General features: G+C 57.3%; 21 protein-coding genes. 17 read left to right on the plus strand and 4 right to left on the minus strand.

Going from position 1 to position 25,167, the window contains the following annotated elements; all coding sequences use genetic code 11:
• Positions 1 to 119: 119 nt before the first annotated feature.
• The 4 genes from hflK (B9Y90_RS00475) to B9Y90_RS00490 are packed head-to-tail and all read left to right on the plus strand — an operon-like array spanning position 120 to position 6,041.
• On the plus strand, positions 120 to 2,084 hold the full coding sequence (gene hflK, locus B9Y90_RS00475) for a protease modulator HflK (RefSeq protein WP_085539882.1): 1,965 nt from the start codon (positions 120 to 122) through the stop codon (positions 2,082 to 2,084).
• The gene (gene hflC, locus B9Y90_RS00480; protein ID WP_085539883.1) at positions 2,081 to 3,094 is read left to right on the plus strand and encodes a protease modulator HflC; all 1,014 of its coding nucleotides are present in this window, start codon (positions 2,081 to 2,083) and stop codon (positions 3,092 to 3,094) included. The genes hflK (B9Y90_RS00475) and hflC overlap by 4 nt, the downstream gene beginning before the upstream one ends.
• The gene (gene hflK / locus B9Y90_RS00485; RefSeq protein ID WP_085539884.1) at positions 3,091 to 4,143 is read left to right on the plus strand and encodes a protease modulator HflK; all 1,053 of its coding nucleotides are present in this window, start codon (positions 3,091 to 3,093) and stop codon (positions 4,141 to 4,143) included. The genes hflC and hflK (B9Y90_RS00485) overlap by 4 nt, the downstream gene beginning before the upstream one ends.
• Entirely contained in the window at positions 4,140 to 6,041 is a 1,902-nt protein-coding gene (locus B9Y90_RS00490; RefSeq protein WP_085539885.1) for a heavy metal translocating P-type ATPase, read from the plus strand. The genes hflK (B9Y90_RS00485) and B9Y90_RS00490 overlap by 4 nt, the downstream gene beginning before the upstream one ends.
• 46 nt (positions 6,042 to 6,087) lie before the next feature.
• On the opposite strand, the gene fadL is transcribed toward B9Y90_RS00490, so the two are convergent.
• The gene (fadL, locus tag B9Y90_RS00495) at positions 6,088 to 7,416 is read right to left on the minus strand and encodes a long-chain fatty acid transporter FadL (protein ID WP_085539886.1); all 1,329 of its coding nucleotides are present in this window, start codon (positions 7,414 to 7,416) and stop codon (positions 6,088 to 6,090) included.
• Between the two features lie 377 nt (positions 7,417 to 7,793).
• Here fadL and B9Y90_RS00505 point away from each other — a divergent pair, with 377 nt between their 5' ends.
• From B9Y90_RS00505 to sixA, 4 genes are all read left to right on the plus strand, one after another.
• Positions 7,794 to 8,078 (plus strand): YfcZ/YiiS family protein, encoded by a 285-nt coding sequence (locus B9Y90_RS00505; RefSeq protein WP_039295622.1) that lies wholly within the window; start codon positions 7,794 to 7,796, stop codon positions 8,076 to 8,078.
• 178 nt (positions 8,079 to 8,256) lie between these two features.
• Positions 8,257 to 9,567, plus strand: coding sequence for an acetyl-CoA C-acyltransferase FadI (fadI, locus tag B9Y90_RS00510; protein WP_008459679.1), 1,311 nt, complete (start codon positions 8,257 to 8,259; stop codon positions 9,565 to 9,567).
• Entirely contained in the window at positions 9,567 to 11,732 is a 2,166-nt protein-coding gene (fadJ, locus tag B9Y90_RS00515) for a fatty acid oxidation complex subunit alpha FadJ (RefSeq protein ID WP_085539887.1), read from the plus strand. Before fadI ends, fadJ begins: the two co-directional genes overlap by 1 nt.
• A gap of 179 nt (positions 11,733 to 11,911) precedes the next feature.
• Positions 11,912 to 12,400, plus strand: a complete 489-nt coding sequence (gene sixA, locus B9Y90_RS00520; RefSeq protein WP_039295618.1) for a phosphohistidine phosphatase SixA — start codon at positions 11,912 to 11,914, stop codon at positions 12,398 to 12,400.
• A 212-nt stretch (positions 12,401 to 12,612) separates the two neighbouring features.
• Here sixA and smrB read toward each other — a convergent pair whose 3' ends face one another.
• Entirely contained in the window at positions 12,613 to 13,164 is a 552-nt protein-coding gene (gene smrB, locus B9Y90_RS00525; protein WP_085539985.1) for an endonuclease SmrB, read from the minus strand.
• A 173-nt stretch (positions 13,165 to 13,337) separates the two neighbouring features.
• Between smrB and prmB the strand changes: the two genes are divergently transcribed.
• The 6 genes from prmB to B9Y90_RS00555 all read left to right on the plus strand — a co-directional run bounded on the left by prmB (position 13,338) and on the right by B9Y90_RS00555 (position 17,933).
• The gene (gene prmB, locus B9Y90_RS00530) at positions 13,338 to 14,270 is read left to right on the plus strand and encodes a 50S ribosomal protein L3 N(5)-glutamine methyltransferase (protein WP_008459683.1); all 933 of its coding nucleotides are present in this window, start codon (positions 13,338 to 13,340) and stop codon (positions 14,268 to 14,270) included.
• 82 nt (positions 14,271 to 14,352) lie between these two features.
• On the plus strand, positions 14,353 to 15,438 hold the full coding sequence (gene aroC, locus B9Y90_RS00535; protein ID WP_045781864.1) for a chorismate synthase: 1,086 nt from the start codon (positions 14,353 to 14,355) through the stop codon (positions 15,436 to 15,438).
• Positions 15,439 to 15,442: 4 nt separating this feature from the next.
• Positions 15,443 to 16,267 carry a penicillin-insensitive murein endopeptidase gene (gene mepA / locus B9Y90_RS00540; RefSeq protein ID WP_085539888.1) on the plus strand — a complete coding sequence of 275 codons (825 nt, stop codon included), beginning with the start codon at positions 15,443 to 15,445 and terminating at the stop codon, positions 16,265 to 16,267.
• On the plus strand, positions 16,268 to 17,065 hold the full coding sequence (locus B9Y90_RS00545) for a sulfite exporter TauE/SafE family protein (RefSeq protein ID WP_039295611.1): 798 nt from the start codon (positions 16,268 to 16,270) through the stop codon (positions 17,063 to 17,065).
• A gap of 16 nt (positions 17,066 to 17,081) precedes the next feature.
• Positions 17,082 to 17,630, plus strand: coding sequence for an elongation factor P hydroxylase (locus B9Y90_RS00550; protein WP_085539986.1), 549 nt, complete (start codon positions 17,082 to 17,084; stop codon positions 17,628 to 17,630).
• 27 nt (positions 17,631 to 17,657) lie between these two features.
• Entirely contained in the window at positions 17,658 to 17,933 is a 276-nt protein-coding gene (locus tag B9Y90_RS00555; protein ID WP_085539889.1) for a YfcL family protein, read from the plus strand.
• A gap of 77 nt (positions 17,934 to 18,010) precedes the next feature.
• Here B9Y90_RS00555 and mnmC read toward each other — a convergent pair whose 3' ends face one another.
• Positions 18,011 to 20,011 carry a bifunctional tRNA (5-methylaminomethyl-2-thiouridine)(34)-methyltransferase MnmC2/FAD-dependent 5-carboxymethylaminomethyl-2-thiouridine(34) oxidoreductase MnmC1 gene (gene mnmC, locus B9Y90_RS00560; RefSeq protein ID WP_085539987.1) on the minus strand — a complete coding sequence of 667 codons (2,001 nt, stop codon included), beginning with the start codon at positions 20,009 to 20,011 and terminating at the stop codon, positions 18,011 to 18,013.
• Positions 20,012 to 20,169: 158 nt separating this feature from the next.
• On the opposite strand from mnmC, the gene fabB reads away from it, so the two are divergent.
• Positions 20,170 to 21,387, plus strand: a complete 1,218-nt coding sequence (fabB, locus tag B9Y90_RS00565) for a beta-ketoacyl-ACP synthase I (RefSeq protein WP_039295603.1) — start codon at positions 20,170 to 20,172, stop codon at positions 21,385 to 21,387.
• Positions 21,388 to 21,612: 225 nt separating this feature from the next.
• Entirely contained in the window at positions 21,613 to 22,794 is a 1,182-nt protein-coding gene (locus B9Y90_RS00570; RefSeq protein ID WP_085539890.1) for an MFS transporter, read from the plus strand.
• A gap of 74 nt (positions 22,795 to 22,868) precedes the next feature.
• On the opposite strand, the gene flk is transcribed toward B9Y90_RS00570, so the two are convergent.
• Positions 22,869 to 23,873 (minus strand): flagella biosynthesis regulator Flk, encoded by a 1,005-nt coding sequence (gene flk / locus B9Y90_RS00575; protein WP_085539891.1) that lies wholly within the window; start codon positions 23,871 to 23,873, stop codon positions 22,869 to 22,871.
• A 114-nt stretch (positions 23,874 to 23,987) separates the two neighbouring features.
• Here flk and pdxB point away from each other — a divergent pair, with 114 nt between their 5' ends.
• Positions 23,988 to 25,124 carry a 4-phosphoerythronate dehydrogenase PdxB gene (pdxB, locus tag B9Y90_RS00580; RefSeq protein ID WP_085539892.1) on the plus strand — a complete coding sequence of 379 codons (1,137 nt, stop codon included), beginning with the start codon at positions 23,988 to 23,990 and terminating at the stop codon, positions 25,122 to 25,124.
• Positions 25,125 to 25,167: the final 43 nt, after the last annotated feature.

A 25,167-nucleotide genomic window follows, 5' to 3' on the forward strand; every position in this document is an offset into this window, starting at 1 on the left:
TGTCATCATACTGACATAAAATGACACATCTTTACTCACCAGCATTTTGTGTTGCTATGTTATAAGATAACAATCTAAAAATACTGCGCAACTCTTGCGCATCTCACGTTTAAAACATCATGCCACCTACCCGGTTACCCGAAGCTGAACTGCTGCCCCAGGCGCTGCCCGCTCGCTATTCGCTGGCCGCCGTGCAGGCCCGACTCGCCGCCCGAGCGGTGTTTGTCTTAACCTTCTTGCTGTTTATGATGCTCCTTCTGGCGCTGACGGTCAGTATTCTGGAGCCGGCTTCTCGCTGGGTTGCTTTGCTGTGCAGCAATGCCGCCGCGCTTTTGTTATTGGTCATTTCACTGCACGCGGCGCAGCGGATTTGCCAGTGGCGAAGCCTTAAATTTTCCCCACCGGCTGAGTCTTCGGTTCAGCATGAAGAAGTGCCCAGAAACCCCCTTTTAAGCTGGTTGACGGGCCTGGTGCCGTTAAATTTTTCCCGAGCGGAAGCTTTGTTTAAGGCGGACGGCATCTGGTCCGGGGCGCTTGCCGCGCTGACGTTCTACATTACGCTTTCTGGCTGGAGTAGCCGCTACGTTCCGCTTTTGGATAACAATAACCGCTGGATTGCCATCGCCTGCCTGGCGGGATCTGTTTTCGTGCTGCTGGTGGCCGAACGACATCTCAGCGCGGTGTCGAAAGAAGCCTCCCCGGAAGCCGGGTCAATAGCGCCGCTGCTGCGCCTGGTGATGGCGGTACAGGTGCTGAGTTTACCGGGACTTGTCTGGCCTCAGCTCAACAGTTCACTGGCGATAAACTTGCCTGCTGTGCTGGTCCTGTTGGTTGCCGCCGAGTTTATGCTGCGCGGGCTGTTTTCTCTGTTCGCCCCCCCCGGAGACGGCACGACAGAACCCGGACTGATTCCCAAAAGCCAGCTGGCCGCCCAGTTAACCTGGCCGCCGCGCCCGCTCAGTTTTTTACAGCAGGAGCTGCACCAGCGTTTTGGCATCGATCTGCGTCAGGTCTGGGCGTTCACCGTCCTGAAGCGGGCGTTTATCCCGATGGTGACTCTGATGTTGATTTGCGGCTGGTTGCTGACCGGGTTGCAGCAAATCTCGGCCACGGAACGCGGCGTGTATGAGCGTTTTGGTCGATCTGTGGCGGTGCTTGAGCCGGGCTTGCATTTGGGGCTGCCCTGGCCGTTGGGGCGTGTGCAGTTGACTGAAAATGGGCAGGTGCATGAACTGGCTGCCGGGGAAGATCCGGCCAGTCAGCCGCCCGTCATACGCGCAGACGCCGAAGGCCCCGCGCCCGCCAGCGCCGACAGGCTTTGGGACGCTACCCACAACTTCGACAAAGCACAAATCATCGCCAGCCAAAGTGGGGACCAGCAAAGCCTGCAAATCGTTAACAGCGACGTGCGCTTTATGTGGCGGATTGGCCTGAGCGACAAAGCCGCACTGGCGGCAACCTACCGGGCGGTAAACCTGCCCGAGCTGGTGCGCAGCACCGCAAATCAGGTGCTGGTACATCAGTTCTCGTCTTTAACGCTGGACGATGTCCTGAGCGAGCGGCGTGACGATCTCGCCGGGCAGATTAACCAGGCCGTTCAGCAACAGCTGGATAACCTGCACAGCGGCGTGGAAATTCTTTCTACCGTCGTGGAGGCTATTCATCCGCCAGCCGGTGCCGCCGATGCATTTCACGGTGTGCAGGCCGCGCAGATTGCCGCCCAGTCGCTGATCCTGCGGGAGCAGGGAAGTGCGGCAGAAAAAGCCGCGCTTGCCGCGACCAATGCGGCAGTGCGCGAGAACACGGCTCAGGTCAATGCCACCGACGCGTTAAGTGAAGCTCAGGCAACGGCCACCCGCTTTGCCGCGCAAAAAAATGCGTACCAGCAGGCCGGGCAGGTGTTTATTGACGAGCTTTGGTTTAAGCAGCTTCAGCTGGCGCTCAGCGGCCGTCCTCTGCTGGTCATTGACCAGAGAATTGGCGCCGGTTCGCCGCCCACGCTCGATCTGCGTGATTTCCCTACTTCTACCGATGCGGCGCGGCGTGACGCGCCCGCTAAACCCGCACAGGAGCTTTCCCGGTGAGCCATTCGCACTCTCATGGACATCATGATCATCACCACGGCCACAGTTGCAGCCATAGTCACTCTTCCATCCCAGAGGGCGGTAAAAAAGGGGCCTGGAAACGTATTGCCGCTGCCGCAGGATTGGTCATTATTCTGCTTGCGGCCGCGAGCCTGGTGCAGGTGAGATCGGGCGAATCACTGGTGATCACCCGTTTCGGCAAACCCGTCCGCGTACTGCTGGAACCAGGGCTTGCCTGGCGTTTGCCTGCGCCTTTTGAGACGGCAACAGTGGTAGATTTGCGCCTGCGGACGACGTCCAGCGGGCTACAGGATGTGGGCACGCGCGATGGCCTGCGGATCATTGTTCAGTCCTACGCGGTGTGGGAAGTGGACAGCACGCCTGAACACGTGCAGCGTTTCATGCGGGCGGTGCAAAACCAGCCGGATGAAGCGGCCCGGCAAATTCGCACTTACTTAGGCTCTGCGCTGGAAACTACCGCCAGCGGCTTCACGCTTTCTCAACTGGTGAACACCGACGGCAAGCAGGTTCAGCTGGCGCAGTTTGAGTCCCACCTTCAGCAGCAAATCAGCCAGCCGCTGTTACAAAGTTACGGGATCAGGCTGGTACAGATGGGGACCGAACGTCTGACGTTGCCAGCCGTAACGCTGAACGCCACGGTTGACCGTATGCGTGCAGAGCGTGAAACCATTGCGATTGAGCGCACGGCAGAAGGCAAGCGCGCGGCGGCGGAGATTCGCTCGGCTGCTGATCGCGATGCCCGAATCACCGAAGCTCAGGCCTCGGTAAAAGCGGCAGATATTGAAGCCCAGGCGCAGGTGCAAACGGCGTCGATTTACGGCAAGGCCTACGCCAGCGCACCGCAGCTTTATAGCCTGCTGCGCCAGATTGATGCCCTCAGTAGCATGGTGAATGCGCAAACCCGGCTGGTGCTGCGTACCGATGCAAAACCGTTCAGCCTGCTGGTTGACGGGCCGCAAATGGATAAAGCGGCGGATAAAAAACCATGACCGAACGGCAAAAACTTGAGCCCGGCGGGCCGTGGACGCAGTCGATTCGGCTGGCGTTTATCGCGATCTTTGCGCTGACGCTGTTCGCCGCCGGAGCGTGGTTGCTGTCGAATGTGCGGCAAATTCCACCGGGCAGCCGGGCCGTGGTGCTGCGCTTTGGCGCGGAGCAGCGCGTGGCTGAACCGGGTTTGCTGCTCGCCTGGCCCGCGCCGGTCAATGAAGTGGTTATGGTACCGGGGCCGGATCGGGTGGTTGAACACCGCGTGACCGCGCTGCTGCGCTCGTCCGAAGCGCAAAGCCTGGATATCAACGGTGGGCCCGGCAACGACGCAGTTTCTGGTTCTGGTTTCTTGCTCACCGGTGATGCGGGCGTTGTGCAGCTGGATATCAGCGTGTTTTATCGGGTCCGAACGCCAACCGCTTATGTCTTACAGGGCCAACATGTTCTGCCGCTGCTGGACAGGCTGGTGGAGCGTGCGGCGGTCGCGGTTTGCGCTTCCCGCGATCTGGATACCATTCTGGTTGCCCGGCCAGAAATGCCCGGCAACGATATGAACGTGGCCCAGCAGCGCGAACAGCTACGGAGCGATGTGCAGCGGAATATCGAACAAAATCTGCTGCGGCTTCAGGCATCGGGCAGCGACGTGGGGATCACTCTCGAACGGGTGACCGTGCAATCTGCTTTACCGTTGACGACCGTGGCGGCATTCAACGCGGTCTTAACCGCCAGCCAGCAGGCCTCCAAAGCGATCGCGACGGCGCAAAGCGATGCCTCATTAACACGGCAAAAGGCGGTTCAACAGGCCGACCAGATGCTGCAAACCGCCCAGGCAAAAGCGCAGGAGAGCGTGGCGAAGGCGCAGTCGGACACGGCGACAATTGCCCGTCTGGCCAGCAACCATGACGATCCTGATTTGCTGGGGCGTATTTATCGCCAGCGAATAGCCGGGATCCTGTCCCAGGCCGGATCGGTGATTACCGTGTCGCCGCAGGATGATGCGCATTTGATCCTGCAGGGTGTAGCGCAACAAGAGGCGACGAAACAATGACTTCTTCAGTACAAGCCGGTGGGGCGCTGACCCGTCAGGAACAGCGGTATATTACCCGCCAACTGATGTTGGCGCTGGTGGCTAGCGGGGCGCTGATTCTGGGGTTGCTTTGGCGGTGGCTGGCACCTCAGCAGGTTGCCGTCGGCGATTTACTTTTGGGCACTGCTTCGGTGGTCGTCGCTGTCCCGGTGCTGCGTCACGCGCTGCATAGCCTGCGCTACCCCAGCCTGCACGGATTGACCGACCAGCTTATCGCGCTGGCATTGCTGGGCGCCTGGGCAACGGGCGATCTTCTTACCGCCGCGCTGCTGCCGCTGATCATGATTGTCGGACATATTCTTGAAGAGCGCAGCGTGATTGGCTCGCAGGAAGCTATCGAAGCGCTGAGCAAGCTCACGCGCAGCCGGGCGAGGCGCTTAGGTACGGACGGTGAACTGCAGGATATCGACAACCACGACCTTGAACCCGGCGATGTGGTTGAGGTGCGTGCCGGGGACCATATTCCTGCCGACGGCCTGGTGCTGGAAGGCAAAGCTAGCCTGGATACTGCGCCCATTACCGGAGAGTCAGTGCCGCAGGAAGTGGCGCCGGGCGTGGAAGTTTTTGGCGGAGCGATAAACCTTGATGGTCTGTTGCGCATCCGGGTCACGCGTACCGGAGAAACCTCGACGTTGGGTCGGGTGATCGCCCTGATGCAAAGCGCGGAACAGGCAAGCCCGCCGATCACTCGCCTGCTCGAGCGGCACGCGGCGCGTTATCTGCTGTTGGTGCTGATGATTGCCGCCAGCACCTGGTTCCTGACGCAGGATGCCCAGGCGATGCTGGCCGTTTTGGTGGCGGCTTGTCCTTGTGCGCTGGTGCTCTCTGCGCCCGCGTCATCTATTGCCGGGCTGACGGTGGCTGCCCGTCACGGCATTTTAATTCGCGGGGCGGCGTTTCTTGAGGAGCTGGCGGAGATCAATGCCGTGGTGGTCGATAAGACCGGCACGCTGACCCACGGCAGGCTGCATCTACAGGCCGTGGCGCCTTATGGCGATACCGATCCCGCTTCGCTGCAAATCCTGGCGGCCAGCCTGGGTGCGACCAGCAATCATCCGGTAAGCCGTGCGGTAAGCGAGATCGTTTCGCGGGAAGCCTGGTTGCCCCTCGACAACGTGCGTGAGCATCAGGGGTTAGGCGTTTCCGCCTCTACGCCGCAGGGGGAAGCGGTGCTTGGCCGACGTGAACTGCTGGCCGCCACCTTGACCGACTTACCTGAAGCCCCAGAGCACGACGGCCCGATCGTCGGGCTGGCGCTGGATGGCCGTTTTCTTGGCTGGCTGCTGCTGGCCGATAGCCTGCGAAGTGAGGCGGCAACGGCGATGGCCGATCTGCGCGATCTTGGACTTAACCGCCAGCTTTTACTGACCGGCGATCGCCAGTCGGTTGCCGACCGGATTGCGCACCAGATCGGGATCACCGACGTAGTGGCCGGGGCGCTGCCCGCGGATAAGCTGGCGCAGGTGAAACGGCAAATCGACAGCGGCTACCGGCCTATGGTTATCGGCGATGGCATCAACGATTCGCTGGCACTAAAGGCTGGCGTGGTGGGCGTGGCAATGGGGGCCGGTGGGTCCGATATTGCGATGTCTTCGGCGGATATTGTGCTGATTGGCAGCGATCTTCGCCGCTTGGGCACCTGCGTGCGCCTGAGCCGCCGCTGCCGTCGGACTTTGCAGGTCAACGTGTTTATCGGCCTGGGCTGGACGCTGGCCATTGTCGCGATGGCGGCTTTTGGCTGGCTTGGTGCTTCTGGTGCGGTAGTTGCCGCCCTATTGCATAACTTAAGTACGTTGCTGGTGCTCGGCAATGCGGGAAGGTTACTGCGGTTTGAAGAGAAGCTAAACGAGCAGGCATAAAAAAAGCGCCTTCATCAGAAGGCGCTTTACGTTTTGGGGCAGTAACTTAGAACGCGTAGTTAAAGTTAGCGCCGTACAGCCAGGCTTTACCTTCAGATTTGAAGGTGTATGGGCCTTCTTCGATGGTGACTTTCTGGCCGTGCATGTAGGAAACACCTACGTCCACAGACGCGTCTTTATTAAACGCATAGGTGGTACCGGCGCTCAGCCACAGGCGATCCTGGTCCGGAATGGAGATAGAACGCTTGTTAGCCGGCACCGGGCTGTCATCGAACGCGATACCGGTACGGAACGTCCAGTTGTCGTCCATGTAGTAGGTGGTACCCAGCGCGATGCGGTAAGCATCTTTGAAGCCTTCATCTTTATAGAACAGCGTCTGGCCGTTGCTGCCGGTTGCTTTCAGCTCCTGGAACTGGCTCCAGCTGGTGTAGGTCAGGCTATAGTGGATGGCCCATTGCGGCGCCACTTTGTTATAGCCGGACAGTTCCCACATTTCTGGCAGGTGCAGGCTCAGAGAACCTGGAACGGTTTGACCATTGGTGCCTGAAGGCAGGCCAAAGCCAGACAGCAGCGGGTTATAGGCTGCCGGCAGGCTGCTCTTATAGTCGCCGTCAAAGTCAACTTTCACTTCTGAACGGTAGGTAAAACCGTAGCGGTTGTTTTTATCAATTTCATAAAGGATACCGGCGTTCCAGCCGAAGCCCCATTTATCACCCTTCAGGTGGGCTATCTGAGTATTGGCTGGAAGAGTGCCAATAGCCTGACGTTGAGCCGGCGTCAGTGGAGACGCTGGGTTGCCAGCAATCAACTGCGGCAGGTCGCCCGCATAGCGCTCAATCTTCGCTTTTGCATAAACAGCATCGAAGCCCAGACCGAAGCTCCAGTTGCTGTTCAGGCGGTAGGCACCGCTCAGGTTCAGGTTCAGGGTGGTCAGGTCGGTTGTCCCTCCCACAGAGCCAGCGGTGTAGCTGTCGTTATATTCGGTGGCCAGGCCGTAGTTCGAGGTGACGGAAGCACCCCAGCCAAACTGATCGTTAATCGGCGCAACAAAGTGCAGGTTAGGAACCCATGCGGTTGGCGCGATGTTTTTCGCATCGGTGCTTTTACCCGTGCGTGATGTACCGGAGATATCAACGTCCGGGTCAACGAAGATCGCACCTGCAGAGAAAGAAGGGCGATCAAACATCATGATGGTAGCGGGGTTGCGGCTTGCTGAACCCGCATTATCCGCAACTGCACCTTCCCCCGAATACGCTCGGCCAAGGCCAGAGGAAGAGAACTCGTTTAATTGAAAGCCGGCGGCGTACGCCTGGGAGGAGACTATTGCCACTGCAACCGCGAGGGCTGACTTTGTAAACAGGTTTTTCTGGCTCATGACCAAAACCTCATTGATTTATTTTTATGCAAACAATGTTACATACCGTAACAGGAGCGCGAATAGTAGGGACTGATCGGGTACAGAGAAATCAGACCAGTGGCGTGAGTATAGGTCTGACCAGCGAGGATGTTGCAAGTTTGTTTCTAAAGTTTTTCATATTTGATCTTGAAAACGGGATCTGGTTGGCAAATTCTGGGGGAACTTCCTTCCGGATGGGGGATGTTATTTGTTTTAGATCATTTTTAAGTGTGATTTCCGTCACTTGTCGGTTTTGTGAGGATTATCAACTGGAGCAGATGCAACGGCGGGCGTAAAATAGCCACAATTATTTTAACCATTCTCCTTTTTTAAGCCGCATTACAGAGGAAAGCGTGATGAGTAAAAATACCGCCGATGAAACCCCGGTTTGCTGCTGCATTGATGTCGGTTCTATTATCGACAACACAGATTGCATTGCCTCCTACAGCCGTGTATTTGCTAGCAAAACAGAGGCTGATGACGTTCTGGCTGCGTTAACCGCTAAGGCTCGTGAAGTTGAATCCGAACCTTGCCAGATTACGCCGCGCTACACCGAAGTCGCCGACGGCGTGCAGCTGGATATCGATTTCCAGTTTAGCTGCCAGGCTGAAACGATGATCTTCCAACTCGGTCTGCGTTAAGTTCCCCCCCTCCAATTCCCTCGCATAAAGCGGGGGAGTTCATTTTGTTATGTAATAATTCGTGTCGCTTCTCCCATTTTTCTCGCCCGCCAGTTGGCTGGATGTGAATTTTTAGTTAAGACTGTGATCAGGTCAGACCACTTTTTGTCTGTATTCACTTTTTTAGCAGGGGAGCGTTATGAGTCAGGCACTGCCGTTGATTACCCGCCAGGGCGATCGTATTGCCATTGTCAGTGGTTTACGTACACCGTTTGCCCGTCAGGCCACGGCTTTCCATGGTATTCCCGCCGTCGATCTCGGCAATATGGTGGTGAGCGAGCTGATGGCCCGCAGTGAAGTGCCGCCCGAAGCAATTGAACAACTGGTGTTTGGCCAGGTGGTACAAATGCCGGAAGCGCCAAACATTGCCCGTGAAATCGTGCTGGCGACCGGCATGAGCGTCCATACTGATGCCTACAGCGTCAGCCGTGCCTGCGCCACAAGTTTCCAGGCCGTTGCAAACGTGGCCGAAAGCTTGATGGCCGGTACCATTCGTGCCGGGATTGCAGGTGGGGCAGATTCCTCTTCAGTGCTGCCTATTGGCGTCAGCAAAAAGCTGGGCCGCACGCTGGTGGATGTGAACAAAGCGCGCACGCTCGGGCAGCGCCTGAAACTGTTTTCCAAATTACGTCCCCGCGATCTGTTACCTGTGCCTCCCGCCGTGGCTGAATACTCTACCGGTCTGCGTATGGGCGACACCGCTGAGCAAATGGCGAAAACTCACGGCATCACTCGCGAACAGCAGGACGCGCTGGCGCACCGTTCTCACGAGCGTGCCGCCCAGGCCTGGCAGGAAGGGAAGCTGGCTGATGAAGTGATGACGGCGTTTATTCCTCCCTATCGCCAGCCGTTTGCCGAAGATAACAACGTGCGTAAAGGCTCAAGCCTCGCCGATTATGCAAAATTGCGTCCGGCGTTTGACCGCAAGCACGGCACCGTGACTGCGGCGAACAGTACACCGCTGACGGACGGCGCTGCGGCCGTGATCCTGATGACCGAATCCCGGGCAAAAGAGCTTGGCCTCAAGCCGCTCGGCTTCCTGCGCAGCTACGCGTTTACCGCCATTGATGTCTGGCAGGACATGCTGCTTGGCCCTGCCTGGGCGACGCCGCTGGCGCTTGAGCGTGCCGGGATCACGCTGAACGATTTAACCTTGTTTGATATGCATGAAGCGTTTGCCGCGCAGACGTTAGCCAACCTGAAAATGCTTTCCAGTGAAAACTTTGCTCGCAATGTGCTGGGCCGGGCGCACGCCACAGGCGAAGTCGATGACGCGAAATTTAACGTGCTGGGTGGGTCGATTGCCTATGGGCATCCGTTTGCGGCGACTGGCGCAAGGATGATTACCCAAACGCTGCATGAACTGCGTCGCCGTGGGGGCGGTTTTGGTCTCGTTACCGCGTGTGCGGCGGGTGGGCTTGGTGCGGCAATGGTTCTGGAGGTGGAGTGATGGCACAGCAAGGCGCATTCGATTTACACATCCGGCTGGATAACGTTGCCGTAGTGACCATCGACGTTCCGGGCGAAAAAATGAATACCCTGAAGGCCGAGTTTGGCGCACAGGTACACAGCATTATTAAAAAACTGCGTGACAACCCGAGCGTGCAGGGGCTGGTGTTTATCTCCGGCAAGCCGGACAACTTTATCGCCGGGGCCGACATCAATATGATCGCGGGCTGCAAAACGGCTGAAGAAGCACAAGAGCTGGCGCGGCAGGGGCAGCAGATCATGGCGGAAATTGCCGCGCTGCCGATACCGGTAGTGGCCGCGATTCACGGTGCCTGTCTGGGCGGTGGCCTGGAAATGGCGCTTGCCTGCCATACCCGAATTTGTACCGATTCACCTAAAACGCTGCTTGGCCTGCCGGAAGTGCAACTGGGCCTGCTGCCGGGCTCGGGCGGCACTCAGCGTTTACCTCGTCTGATAGGCGTCAGCAATGCGCTGGACATGATTTTAACCGGTAAGCAACTGCGCCCGCGCCAGGCGCTGAAGCTGGGCCTGGTAGATGACGTGGTGCCCGAATCTATTTTGCTTGAGGCCGCCGTTGAGCTGGCGCTTAAAGGGAGAAAGCCTTCCCGTGAACTGCCGGTAAAAGAACGCGTGCTTGCCGGGCCGCTCGGGCGCTCTTTGTTGTTCAGGCTGGTCAGCAAGAAGACCGAAGAAAAGACGCAGGGTAATTATCCGGCAACGGGACGCATTATCGACGTTATCCGCACCGGGCTGGAGCAGGGGAGCAAAAGCGGCTATGAGGCCGAGGCAAAAGCGTTCGGTGAGCTGGCTATGTCCTCTGAATCTGCCGCCTTGCGCGGCCTGTTCTTCGCCAGTACGGAGTTGAAAAAAGAGTACGGGGGCGAAGCGAAGCCCGGCAAACTAAATTCTGTTGGCGTGCTGGGGGGCGGGTTGATGGGCGGCGGGATTGCCTATGTGACGGCCACCAAAGGTAAGCTTCCGGTGCGCATTAAGGACATTAACAACGAAGGCATTAACCACGCGCTGAAATACAGCTGGGATCTGCTGGACAAGAAAGTCCGCCGCCGCCATATGAAGCCTGCCGAACGCCAGCGCGAGCTGGCACGTATCTCCGGTGGAACCGATTACCACGGCTTTAGCCAGCGAGATATTGTGGTGGAAGCCGTGTTTGAAGATTTGGCGCTGAAGCAAAAAATGGTGGCTGAAGTGGAGCAATATGCCGCGCCACACACTGTTTTTGCCTCGAATACTTCATCGTTGCCGATTGCCGACATTGCCGCTCAGGCAGCCCGTCCGCAGCAGGTTATCGGCCTGCATTTCTTCAGCCCGGTGGACAAAATGCCGCTGGTAGAAGTGATTCCTCACGCGGGCACCAGTGCGGAAACCATTTCCACCACCGTACAGCTGGCGAAAAAACAGGGAAAAACGCCGATTGTGGTGGGCGACAGCGCCGGGTTTTACGTCAATCGCATTCTTGCACCTTATGTTAATGAAGCGCTGCGCTGCCTCACGGAAGGTGAGCCGATTGAGCGTATTGACGACGCGTTGGTGAAGTTTGGTTTCCCGGTGGGGCCGGTACAATTGTTGGATGAGGTTGGGATAGACGTCGGCACGAAGATTATCCCGATTCTACAGCAGGCCTTCGGCGATCGCTTTGCCGCGCCTGATAGCGTGGATGCAATCTTGAAGGACGATCGCAAAGGAAGAAAAAATGGTCGTGGTTTCTATCTTTATCCGGCAAAAGGGCGTAAAAGCAAGAAACAGCCTGATACAGCGATTTACACGCTGTTAGGCGTTACGCCGAACGGGCGTCAGACCCCGGAGCAGATAGCCGAGCGCTGCGTCATGATGATGCTCAACGAGGCCGCTCGTTGCCTTGATGAAGGCGTAGTCAGAAGCGCGCGTGACGGTGATATTGGTGGCGTTTTCGGCATAGGTTTTCCGCCGTTTTTAGGCGGGCCGTTCAGGTATATGGACAGCCTGGGAGCCGCCGATGTGGTGGCAAAACTGCAGCGTTTAGCGGGCCAGTACGGGGAGCGTTTCAAGCCCTGTGACAGGCTGATTATTATGGCTGAACAACAGCTTAGTTTCTGGCCTGCGCCCAGGGTGCAATCAGTGACCGAGCTTGACGAAGCGCTGAGCTAAAACCGGTAAATGTGCGCTGCAAGGTCATTTTGTAAACAGATATTGACTATACTTGCAGCATTGAGGTAAAAGACAGCGTTTCATTCGATGTACGGATAAGGCACAATGCCCGGCTGCCGTGAACCCCACTTTTTCAGCGTGTGGGTTCAGGCGTTCCTGGTTAACAAAAGCGGTGCAATATGCAAGTTTTTATCATGCGTCACGGCGACGCAGCACTCGATGCTGCCAGCGACTCGGTTCGTCCCTTAACCCAATGTGGGTGTGATGAGTCCCGTCTGATGGCGACCTGGTTAACGGGTCAAGTGGCAAGTATCGAACGTGTTCTGGTGAGCCCTTACCTGCGAGCTGAACAGACCCTGGACGTGGTGCGGGAAGCGCTGAACCTCCCGGAAAAAGAAGACATCCTGCCAGAGCTGCGGCCTTGTGGTGATGTGGGCCTGGTGGGGGATTACCTGCTGGCGCTGGCGAGTGAAGGTGTTGAATCTGCGCTGGTGGTTTCCCACCTGCCGCTGGTCGGTTACCTTGTTTCCGAGCTTTGCCCGGAAGAGGCTCCGCCGATGTTTACCACGTCGGCCATTGCCAACGTCACGCTGGACCCGGATACCGGTAAAGGTGTGTTTAACTGGCAGATGAGCCCCTGTAACTTCAAGGTGGCTAAGGCTATCTGATTGCTGTGAGCATGAAAAAAGAGTCGCGAGAGCGGCTCTTTTTGCGTTTAAGGTGCTGAGAATTTTTCCCCTCACCCTAACCCTCTCCCCTGGGGGGCGAGGGGACTGCCCGGTGTCTTTTTCCTTTTCCTGGTGAAGTCTACATCCACGGCTTGTTTTCCCCCTCTCCCTCTGGGAGAGGGCCGGGGGGAGGGCAATCTCTTGCGCTGAATTTACGGCAACTCCGGCGGCTGCCACTCCTCAATCTCAATCAGCACCAGCAGCGCGGCATCGCCGCCGTACTCTTTCGGTGCCTGATGAAACGCCACAATATGCGGATGCTGCGCCAGCCACAGCGGCGTTTGCTGTTTAAGGACGTGTTTACCGTGGCCGTGCATCACACAGGCACAGAAGACATGCTCGCGACGGCAGGCGGCAATCAGCGCACCCAGCTCCTGTTTTGCATGAAGCTGGGTCAGGCCGTGCAAATCAAGAAACAGCTCCGGTGAGTAATCCCCGCGACGCAGTTTTTTTAGCTCAAAATGGCTCACACCTTCACGTACATAGCGCATTGGCCCTTCGGTCGCCAGGCGCGGCTGGAATTCATCGGAAAAATAGTGGCTGGCATCGGCCTGCTCCTGCAGCAGACGCTTCACGGGCACTTCCGTTATTTTTTTGCGCACCGGGCGGTGGACGATCGTGTCCTGAGCCAGTTTTTTGGTGCCGCCCATCAGGCCGCGAAACAGCGCCTCATCTTCGGAACTGAGCGGTGATTTCTTTTTCATGTTTCTCTCATCTCGCATTCGCTTTGCGGGCAGTTTACCTGCTTTCCCCGGCAGCAATAAAGAAAACGCAAATTTCACGGCCTCCTGACGTTGATGAATGCTGATTTGTCGCCTCCTTCATGGCAAACTAACCGATTATTATTGAACTAGCGTGAGTCGCCTGCGGAGGGCACGTGGATAAAATTTTCGTCGATGAGGCAGTAAACGAGCTGCATACCATTCAGGACATGCTGCGCTGGTCGGTCAGCCGCTTTAGCGCCGCCAACATCTGGTATGGGCACGGCACCGACAATCCATGGGATGAAGCCGTTCAGCTGGTTCTGCCAAGCCTGTACCTGCCGCTGGATATTCCTGAGGACATGCGCACCGCGCGTCTGACCCCAAGCGAGCGCCACCGCATCGTTGAACGCGTGATTCGTCGCGTCAACGAACGTATTCCGGTTGCCTACCTGACCAATAAAGCCTGGTTCTGCGGCCACGAGTTTTACGTGGACGAACGTGTGCTGGTTCCGCGTTCGCCGATTGGGGAACTGATTAATAACCGCTTTGCCGGGATGATCGACCATGAACCACAGCACATTCTGGATATGTGCACCGGCAGCGGCTGCATCGGGATTGCCTGCGCCTATGAATTCCCGAATGCGGAAGTGGATATCGTTGATATTTCCCCTGACGCTATTGCCGTGGCCGAGCAGAACATTGCCGAGCACGGCCTGGACCACAACGTCACGCCGATTCGCTCTGACCTGTTCCGCGACCTGCCTAAAGTGCAGTACGACGTGATTGTCACGAATCCGCCGTACGTTGATGAAGAAGATATGGCGGATCTGCCGGGCGAATACCACTTCGAACCGGAGCTGGGCCTGGCGGCCGGCAGCGATGGCCTGAAGCTGGCTCGTCGTATTCTTGGCTGTGCGCCGGATTACCTGGCCGACGGCGGGATCCTGATTTGTGAAGTCGGGAACAGCATGGTACACCTGATGGAGCAGTACCCGGAGGTGCCGTTTACCTGGCTTGAGTTCGACAACGGCGGAGACGGCGTATTTATGCTGACGAAAGCGCAGCTGATTGACGCTCGAGAGTACTTCAGTATCTACAAAGATTAATTGCCGAACGTAGACGAGCCTTCGGGCTCGTTTTACTTCCCGCGCACAACACAATAACTAGAACGGTGATTAAGGAGCCGTGATGGCTGGTAACAGTATTGGACAGGTTTTTCGAGTAACGACATTTGGTGAATCTCACGGCATCGCGCTGGGTTGCATTGTTGACGGCGTGCCGCCGGGCATCCCGCTGACCGAAGCCGACCTGCAGCACGATCTCGATCGCCGCCGCCCGGGCACCTCGCGTTACACTACTCAACGCCGTGAACCTGACCAGGTCAAAATTCTCTCCGGCGTGTTTGAAGGTGTGACGACCGGTACGAGCATTGGCCTGCTGATTGAAAACACCGATCAGCGTTCCCAGGATTACAGCGCTATCAAAGACGTGTTCCGTCCGGGGCACGCGGATTACACCTACGAACAAAAATACGGCCTGCGTGACTATCGCGGCGGTGGCCGTTCTTCCGCGCGCGAAACCGCTATGCGGGTTGCAGCAGGCGCCATTGCCAAGAAATACCTTGAGCAGAAATTCGGCATTAAAATTCGCGGCTGCCTGACACAGATGGGCGATATCCCGCTGGAAATGAAAGACTGGGATCAGGTTGAGCAGAACCCGTTCTTCTGCCCGGACCCGGATAAAATCGAAGCGTTGGATGAGCTGATGCGGGGCCTGAAAAAAGAGGGCGACTCCATCGGCGCTAAAGTGACCGTTGTGGCTGACAACGTGCCGCCGGGCCTCGGTGAGCCGGTCTTTGACCGCCTGGACGCAGACATTGCCCACGCGCTGATGAGCATCAACGCGGTGAAAGGCGTGGAAATCGGCGAGGGCTTCGGCGTGGTTAACCTGCGTGGCAGCCAAAACCGGGACGAAATCACCCAGCAAGGTTTCCAGAGCAACCATGCGGGCGGCATTCTGGGCGGCATCAGCAGCGGCCAGCAGATCGTGGCCAACATGGCCCTGAAACCAACTTCCAGTATTACCGTGCCGGGTAAAACCATTAATCGCGAAGGCGAAGAAGTGGAGATGATCACCCGCGGGCGTCACGATCCTTGCGTGGGGATCCGCGCAGTGCCGATCGCAGAAGCAATGCTGGCTATCGTGCTGATGGATCACCTGCTGCGCCAGCGCGCTCAGAACGCTGACGTATCTTCCCCGCTGCCTCGCTGGTAAGACGATGAAAAAACATCTGATCGGGATGCTGGCGCTGGCCGCCAGCGCTCAGGTTTTAGCGGCTACGCCGTGGCAAAAGATTGACCACCCGATAGCCGGAAGCGCGCAGTCTATCGGTGCGTTTTCCAACGGCTGCATCGTGGGGGCTCACGCGTTGCCGCTTGAAGATGCCCGCTATCAGGTGATGCGCCCGGATCAGCGTCGCTACTTTGGTCATCCCGATCTGGTGATGTTTATTCAGCGCCTGAGTAATCAGGTCAAGCAGCTCGGCCTGGGCACGGTATTGATTGGCGACATGGGCATGGCGGCAGGTGGGCGTTTTAGCTCCGGCCACGCCAGTCATCAGACCGGGCTTGATGTCGATATCTTCCTGCAGTTGCCAAAAACTCGCTGGACGTCGGCGCAGTTGTTGCGTCCTCAGGCGCTGGACTTAGTCGCTGCCGACGGCAAACGCGTGGTGCCGTCGCTGTGGAAACCAGAAATCGATAGCCTGATTAAGCTCGCGGCAAAAGATAATGAAGTGACGCGTATCTTCGTGAACCCGGCTATTAAGCAGCGGCTTTGTGAAGATGCGGGGGCTGACCGTGACTGGCTGCGTAAGGTGCGTCCGTGGTTTGCCCACCGCGCCCACATGCACGTTCGCCTGCGCTGCCCGGCCAACAGCCTGGAATGTGAGGATCAGCCTCTGCCTCCTCCGGGAGACGGCTGTGGTGCCGAGCTGCAAAGCTGGTTCGTGCCGCCTGCGCCAGGCAGCACGCCACCGAAAAAGACAACCCCACCGCCTTTACCCGCCTCCTGTCAGGCATTACTGGATGAGCACGTTCTCTAAATGGAATGGTTTATGGTTTCCCCGCTGCTGCTGGTGGCGCTGTTTTTCGTCGCCATGCTTGCCGGGTTTATTGATGCCCTTGCGGGCGGCGGTGGGTTACTGACGGTCCCGGCCTTGCTGGCGGCGGGTATGTCTCCGGCTCAGGCTCTGGCAACCAACAAGCTTCAGGCCTGCGGCGGGTCGGTTTCAGCCTCTCTCTATTTTATTCGCCGCAAGGTGGTCAGCCTTGCCGACCAGAAACTCAATATTCTGATGACGTTTATCGGCTCCACCTGCGGCGCATTGTTGGTACAGCACGTGAAGTCCGATATTTTGCGCCAGATTCTGCCGCTGCTGATTATCGGTATCGGGCTTTATTTTCTGCTGATGCCAAAGCTCGGGGAAGAAGACCGGCAGCGCCGCCTGCACGGTTTGCCGTTCGCATTAATTGCCGGGGGCTGCGTCGGTTTTTATGATGGCTTCTTTGGCCCCGGCGCCGGGTCGTTTTACGCCCTCGCTTTTGTGACGCTTTGTGGCTTCAATCTCGCCAAATCTACCGCCCACGCGAAAGTCCTGAACGCTACGTCAAACCTTGGCGGGCTGCTGCTGTTTATCATCGGTGGCAAGGTAATTTGGGGCACCGGCTTTGTGATGATGGCCGGGCAATTTTTAGGGGCGAGGGCGGGTTCGCGCCTCGTCTTAAGTAAAGGGCAGCAGCTGATTCGCCCGATGATCGTCGTCGTTTCGGCGGTGATGAGCACCAAGTTGCTGTATGACAGCCACGGAGCGGAAATTCTCCATTGGTTAGGGATAGCCTGAAATGAATGATGTCACCATGAGTAAACAGCACCATTACCAGGAACTGATTGACGTGTTCGATAGCTGCTTCCTGGCAGAGTTTAATACCCGCCTGATCAAGGGCGATGACGAGCCGATCTATCTGCCTGCGGATGACGAACTGCCGTATAACCGCATCGTCTTCGCGCACGGCTATTACGCCAGCGGAATGCATGAAATCTCCCACTGGTGCGTGGCGGGTGCAGAGCGTCGGAAGCTGGTGGACTTCGGCTACTGGTATTGCCCGGACGGCCGCGACGCCGAAACTCAGGGCAAGTTCGAAGACGTGGAAGTGAAGCCGCAGGCGCTGGAGTGGATGCTCAGCACCGCCGCGGGCTTCCCGTTTAACGTCAGCTGCGACAACCTGAGCGGCGACTTTGAGCCTGACCGCATTGCGTTTCAGCGCCGGGTTCATGCCCAGGTTATGACTTATCTGAAAGAAGGGATCCCAGTGCGCCCAGCCCGTTTGATTGACGCGTTAAGGGCGTATTATGGCACCCCTGCGCTCGAAGCCGGGCAGTTTGCCTGGCCAGAAGACCTAAACTAAAAATCACCTGTATGAAGAGGATGTATGATGATCGCGGAATTTGAGTCACGTATTTTGGCGTTGATTGATGAGATGGTGGAGCACGTCAGTGACGACGACCTGTTTGCCAGCGGTTATCTGCGTGGGCACCTGACGCTGGCGGTAGCCGAACTGGAAAACGGCAATGACCATACGCCAGACGCGCTGCATGTGGTGGTGAGCGATAGCCTGCAAAAGGCAATTCAGGCCGGTGAGCTGTCGCCACGCGATCAGGCGCTGGTGCTGGGTATGTGGGATACGCTTTTCGAGAAGGCGAAGTTTTAAGACTGACCCTCACCCTAACCCTCTCCCTAAAAGGGAGAGGGGATAAAAGCATTACAGAGGAGTTGATGAGGGGAACATCATTTTACCGCTTTGCCTTTCAATAATTTTCTCACCCAAAGCCGGTTTGGGTTCAGCGCCGCGAGCGTGGCGGCATCCAGCGGAATAGGTTCTTCACTCATCTGCGCCGCCAGAATCTCTGAGGCCAGCGGCGCGCTGCACAGCCCGCGTGAACCCAGTGCGCCCAGCATATAAAGGTTGCGGTAAATCGGTGCTGGCTCTGCGTTTTCACGTTCCTCCGCAAGCCCGGCATATTGCTCCAGTGTGGCTTCGTAATCAGGTACGCTGCCTACCATTGGCAAATGGTCGCGGGAAGCACAGCGTACGCCGCAGCGGGCTTCGTTCGCTGAAACGTCCACTTCTTTTGCCCATTCGGCCTGTGGCAGGCAGTCGAGCAGGCGCTGGCGATTATGCTGTTGATCTTCTTCGTTCCAGGCCATTTCATCCTGGCCACGATGATAACTGGCGCCAATGCAATGTTGCTGGTTTTGCGGGTTGACCGGCGTCAGGTAGCCGTCGTAGCACAGCACCTGGCGGAGCTGGCTTAAGCCCGGTGTGGTAGGAATATGGCTGACCTGGCCACCTACTGAATATACCGGCAGGTTTTGCGTCTGTGTAAACCGGCTGATTTGATGTCCATTGGCCAGGACGACAGCGGCGTGGCGAGCTACTTGCTGTTGAGCAAAACCAATCTTCCAGCCGCCGTTCTCGGGTGTTAAATCGGCCACCCGGTGCCCATATTGAATCTTCAACCCTTGCTGTTCAGCCAGCGCCAGTGCGCCAGCGGTAAGCTGTGCCGGGTAGAGCCAGCCGCCCAGCAGATAGCTAATGCCACCGCATTGGGTGTCCACGCCACAGGTTTCCGCCACCGTTTCAGCATCGACGGCCTTCGCCAACAAGTCTGGCAAACCCAGGCCGAGCATCTGTTCGATTTTATGGGCGCTCTTTTCATCCCACGCGAGCTGGGTTACGCCGCACCAGGCATGATCAAAGGTTACCGGAAGGGCATCGTACAGGCGGCGCGCGAAGGTGAATGCCGCCGGGAAAAAGGTGGTTAGCGCCGCATCATGCGCGGTTAGCAGTGGGTAAAGTGCCCCCTGGCGGTTGCCGGAAGCGCCCTGGGCTGGAGCTTCATCCTCGCAATACAGGGTGATTTTCCAGCCTCGACGCAGCAGCGCCAGGGCGAGCAGGGCACTGGCAATGCCGCCGCCAACAATCGCGGTTTCACGTTCACTTGTGCCAGGGCGAGCGTACCAGGGCGTGCGGTCAGGGGTATCCACGGGGTGCTGTAAAGAACCTACGAGCATTTCGCGTTTTCGCCCAAACCCTTTGCTGCGTGTCACGGTGAAGCCCGCTTCAATCAACCCACGGCGCACAAAGCCTGCGGAGGTAAAGGTCGCCAGCGTGCCGCCGGGGCGAGCCATGCGAACCATGGCCTGAAAGAGCTGTGGCGTCCACATATCCGGGTTTTTAGAGGGTGCGAAGCCATCCAGGAACCAGGCATCGACCTGCTGATTAAGGGTGTCATCTAACTGAGATATCAGCTCGTTAATATCGCCAAACCACAGGTCAAGCGTGATGCGGCCGTTGTCCAGCAGAAGGCGGTGGCAGCCGGGAATCGGCAGCGGCCATTGTTGCTGAAGCTCGGTGGCGAAGCGACTTAGTTCTGGCCAGTGCTGATGGGCCAGCGTCAGATCGGCGGCGGTCAGGGGAAATTTTTCAAAACTGATAAAATGCAGCCGTTTTAAGCAGGCATCTTCATGTTTCACACAAAATTCATCGAACGCCTGCCATAAAGTCAAAAAGTTAAGGCCGGTGCCAAACCCACTTTCCGCCACCACAAAAAGCGGTCTTTCGTGGGTTGCAAAGCGTTCAGGGAGATGGTTTCCGCCGAGGAACACGTAACGCGTCTCTTCCAGTCCGTTATCGTTAGAGAAGTAAACGTCGTCAAAATCTCGGGATACAGGTGTACCTTCTTCGTTAAAACCGAGGTTGGCGGATTGTATAGGGGAATGTTTCACGTAAGTTGCTCGTCTGACAGGCAGTGGCTCGATCATAACGGTGCGAGCGGAGCGGCGCAAATTTCCGCACAATTTGGCTGATCGGACTTGTTCGGCTTACAACTGTACGCTATTGTGCGACACGAAATCCTACATAGTGCAGTGAACGAGGTATTTGAATGAAACGTGCAGTGATTACTGGCCTGGGCATTGTTTCCAGCATTGGTAATAACCAGCAGGAAGTCCTGGCATCTCTGCGAGAAGGACGCTCAGGGATCACTTTCTCGGAAGAGTTTAAAGACGCGGGAATGCGTAGCCACATCTGGGGTAACGTCAAGCTGGATACCACCGGTTTGATCGACCGTAAAGTGGTTCGTTTCATGAACGATGCCTCTATCTATGCCTATCTTTCTATGCGTGAAGCGATTGCCGATGCTGGCCTGAGCGAAGAGGTTTATCAGAACAACCCACGCGTTGGTCTGATTGCCGGTTCCGGCGGCTCTTCTAAAGCACAGGTCTTTGGTGCTGACGCTATGCGTAGCCCACGCGGTCTGAAAGCCGTGGGGCCTTACGTGGTGACCAAAGCCATGGGCTCCGCAGTTTCTGCTTGCCTGGCAACCCCATTCAAAATTCACGGTGTGAACTACTCCATCAGCTCCGCTTGTGCGACTTCCGCCCACTGCATCGGTAACGCAGTAGAGCAGATTCAGCTTGGCAAACAAGACATCGTCTTTGCCGGCGGCGGCGAAGAGCTGGGCTGGGAAATGGCGTGTGAGTTCGATGCGATGGGCGCGCTGTCCACCAAGTACAACGAAACGCCAGAAAAAGCTTCCCGTACCTATGACGCGCACCGTGACGGCTTCGTCATCGCGGGCGGCGGCGGTATGGTTGTGGTTGAAGAACTGGAGCACGCGCTGGCTCGTGGCGCGCACATCTACGCTGAGATCGTTGGCTACGGCGCAACGTCAGACGGCGCAGACATGGTTGCCCCATCCGGCGAAGGCGCGGTGCGCTGCATGAAGATGGCGATGCACGGCGTTGATACCCCAATCGACTATCTGAACTCCCACGGTACTTCTACTCCGGTAGGCGACGTGAAAGAGCTGGGTGCGATTCGTGAAGTGTTCGCTGACCACAGCCCGGCGATTTCCGCGACCAAAGCTATGACCGGCCACTCTCTGGGTGCCGCGGGCGTACAGGAAGCCATCTATTCTCTGCTGATGCTGGAGCACGGTTTCATCGCGCCAAGCATCAACGTGGAAGAGCTGGACGAGCAGGCCGCAGGCCTGAACATCGTCACTAAAGCGACCGATGCAACGCTGACCACCGTGATGTCCAACAGCTTCGGTTTCGGCGGCACTAACGCCACGTTGGTGATGCGTAAGCTTAACGCTTAATTACCACAATGATTCAGAATGGGGTGCCTGCGGGTGCCCCATTTTTTTGCCCATTGTTCAGCATTGACAGCCGATTAACCGGAAGGCACTATGCATTCCCCTCCATTATCATTATTGATAATGCGTAAGCGTTTAACGTTAACCAACGCACCCTGTCATCTGAACACTCAGAGGCAAGGGCGCGGGTTAACTTGCGCCTTGCTCTGAATTTATGGAGTAAGCAGTATGTCTGCAGTACCTGATTCCAGTCTTAAAACGTCGAAATCGGCAAATACATCGCTTTTCAGAATTACCTTTGCGGTCTTTCTGACCTATATGACGGTTGGCCTGCCGCTGCCCGTTATTCCGCTTTTTGTTCACCAGCAGCTGGGCTACGGCAACATGATGGTTGGCGTGGCTGTGGGCATTCAGTTTCTCGCCACCGTATTAACCCGGGGTTACGCGGGGCGACTCGCTGACCAGATGGGGGCTAAACGTTCCGTCCTGCAAGGGATGTTTGCCTGCGGACTTGCGGGCGCAGCCTACCTGCTCGCCGCGCTATTGCCGGTAGAGCCAGCGGTGAAGTTTGTCTTGCTGATCGTTGGGCGACTGATTCTTGGCTTTGGTGAAAGCCAGCTGCTGACAGGTAACCTGACCTGGGGATTAGGGCTGGTTGGCCCGGGGCGTTCGGGCAAGGTGATGTCCTGGAACGGGATGGCGATTTACGGCGCGCTGGCTGCTGGTGCACCGCTGGGTCTGATGCTTAACAGCCAGTGGGGGTTTGTGGCTCTGGGCGTGACAACCATTGCTTTGCCGCTGATTGGGTTGCTGTTTAACGGCACCGTGAAACCCGTTCCCGCCCATAAAGGTGATCGGCCTTCGTTACTGACCGTGATCGGGCTTATCTGGCAGCCTGGGCTGGGTCTCGCGCTGCAGGGCGTCGGCTTTGCGGTTATCGGCACCTTTGTTTCACTCTATTTTGCCGCAAACGGCTGGGCCCATGCAGGCTTCACATTGACGGCTTTCGGCGGCGCTTTTGTGCTGGTGCGTGTGTTGTTTGGCTGGATGCCCGATCGCTACGGCGGCGTGCGCGTGGCGCTGTTTTCCCTTGCGGTTGAAACCGTGGGCTTGCTGCTACTCTGGCACGCGCCTGGAGCCTGGACCGCGCTGCTGGGTGCGGCGCTGACCGGCTGTGGCTGTTCGCTTATATTCCCCGCGCTTGGCGTTGAAGTGGTTAAACGTGTTCCGCCTCAGGTACGCGGCACGGCGCTGGGCGGCTATGCCGCTTTCCAGGATATTTCATACGGTGTCACCGGGCCGCTGGCCGGAATTCTGGCAACGTCTATGGGCTATTCGTCGGTATTTATGGCCGGGGCAATTTCTGCGGTTCTGGGGATTGCCGTGACGCTGGTGGCGTTCAGGAAGTAGCTTTAAGTACCCTCTCCCTGTAAGGGAGAGGGAATAAACAATGTTTCCAATGGCTTTTGTTTTCTCCCTCGCATTTAGATCACCAGCCAGAGCAAAATCATCACCACGACCAGCGCAATTAACGCCAGGCCCGGTCTCGCGCTTAGCGCCTTAATCGGCTCGATAATTGCGCTAAACATCGGGTTGTAGATTGGCTGAATATCACGCACTTCAATCGTGGCTGGCTGACGCTCGGCACGTTTTAAAAACACCTGATTGAGAATGTCCTGCACCTGCGCGGTCGTCAGTACCGTTTGCGGCGTGGCCTGGAAGCGCTGCTGGCTGTAATCCACCATCTCTTTCCACTCCTGCGGCTCAAGCGGCTGCTTCAGTGCAGCCTGTACGCTGTGCAAAGTAGGGGTGGACTGCTGGCTAAGCGTTTGCCTGGCCTGGAGCCAGGTTGTCAGCAAAGCAAAATGCTTAGCCGGAATGAGTTCGCCGGTTTTCACGCCGGAAAGTTCCAGCATTGACTGCCAGATTTGCTTGCCGGACTCGCCCGTTGCTGCGGCTAGTTTGGTGACAAGCTGGTTCAGGCTGTTGTGCTCGGCAGGCAGGAGCGGGCGGTCGGTGGCCGGGCGCTGCTGCGGCTGAGGAATAGCTAGCTGGTTGTTTTGCAGCAGCGTCAGCACTGTTTTGAGCTGGTCCGGCGTGAGCTGGCTCAGCGCCGTCTGGCCAAACTGCTGGCGGATAAAGTCGCTCACCGCCTGGCGGTTATTGCCCTGAGGCAGCAAATCGCTCAGTTGCTGAATGATCTGACGCGTTGCCAGCGTGGTTTGCGCGTTGGTCAGGCGCTGATTCAGGTTTTGCTCAGCGGCAGGAAAATGCCGGGACAGCAGCGGTGTCTCGCTTTTGAGGCCCAGATCGTGCTTAAGGCCCGCCCACACTTCAGCGCTCTGCTGCTGGCTAAGTGCAATGATCCGGGTGATCAAACGCTCCAGCACGGTACGTTGCTGGGTGGAAAGCGGCTGTTCGCCGGCGGCGGAAGGGGCGGAGGGAGGTTCCCCCGGAGGACGCGGCGTGGCGCCCTGAATGGGTTGCATTATTAAATGATCCTTAAGTGCGACAAAACATTCGCAAGTAGTTCGTTATGCCCGGACGTCAGATTATGGCACACTATCCGGCCTTATCTCGACGATTAACAGACAGGTACTCAGGTGAAAATCCTCGTTGATGAAAATATGCCCTACGCCCGCGAACTTTTCAGCCGCCTGGGCGAGGTGACTGCCGTGCCGGGGCGTCCGATTCCGGTGGATGCGTTAACGGATGCTGACGCGTTGATGGTTCGTTCGGTCACCAAAGTGAATGCCGAACTGCTGGACGGTAAAGGGATCAAATTTGTCGGGACGGCTACGGCCGGAACCGATCACGTTGATGAAGCGTATTTGCAAAGCGCAGGAGTCGCTTTCTCTGCCGCTCCAGGATGCAACGCGATTGCCGTGGTTGAGTATGTGTTCTCCTCCTTATTGATGCTTGCCGAACGAGATGGTTTTGAGCTGAAAGACAGGACAGTCGGCATCGTCGGCGTCGGTAACGTGGGTTCCCGTCTTCAGGCGCGTCTGGAAGCCTGGGGCGTGCGCACCTTACTGTGCGATCCGCCGCGCGCCGATCGCGGTGACGAAGGCAATTTCGTTTCGCTGGAAACCCTGGTGCAGGAAGCAGACGTCATCACCTTCCATACGCCGCTGTTTAAATCCGGCGAGTACAAAACGCTGCATCTGGCGGACGAGGCGCTGATTAGCCGCCTGAAGTCTGGCGCTATTCTGATTAATGCCTGTCGTGGCCCGGTGGTGGACAACAACGCATTGCTGAAATGCTTAAAAGCAGGTCAGAATCTCAGCGTTGTGCTGGACGTCTGGGAGCCGGAGCCGGATCTCAACGTCGAGTTGCTCGACAAGGTAGATATTGGCACGGCGCACATTGCGGGCTACACGCTTGAAGGTAAGGCTCGTGGTACCACTCAGGTCTTTGAAGCCTTTAGCGATTTTATCGGCCAGTCTCAGAAAGTGGCGCTGGATTCACTGCTGCCCGCGCCGGAGTTTGGCCGCATTACGCTGGCAGGCCCGCTCGATCAGCCCACGCTCAAAAGACTGGTGCATCTGGTGTATGATGTGCGCCGCGATGACGCGCCGCTGCGGAAGGTAGCCGGTCAGCCTGGCGAATTCGACAAGCTGCGTAAAAACTATCTGGAGCGTCGCGAGTGGTCATCGCTGTACGTGCAGTGTGATGATGCTGACGCGGCAAGCATGCTGCAAAAACTTGGCTTTAGCGCGGCACATCACCCGCTTCGCTAAGCAATATCTTCTGGCTCCCTGGGCGATGTCCTGGGGAGCATCT

It is taken from the genome of Cedecea sp. NFIX57 (assembly GCF_900177785.1).
In the GTDB taxonomy this organism is placed as follows: Bacteria; Pseudomonadota; Gammaproteobacteria; order Enterobacterales; family Enterobacteriaceae; genus Cedecea; species Cedecea neteri_C.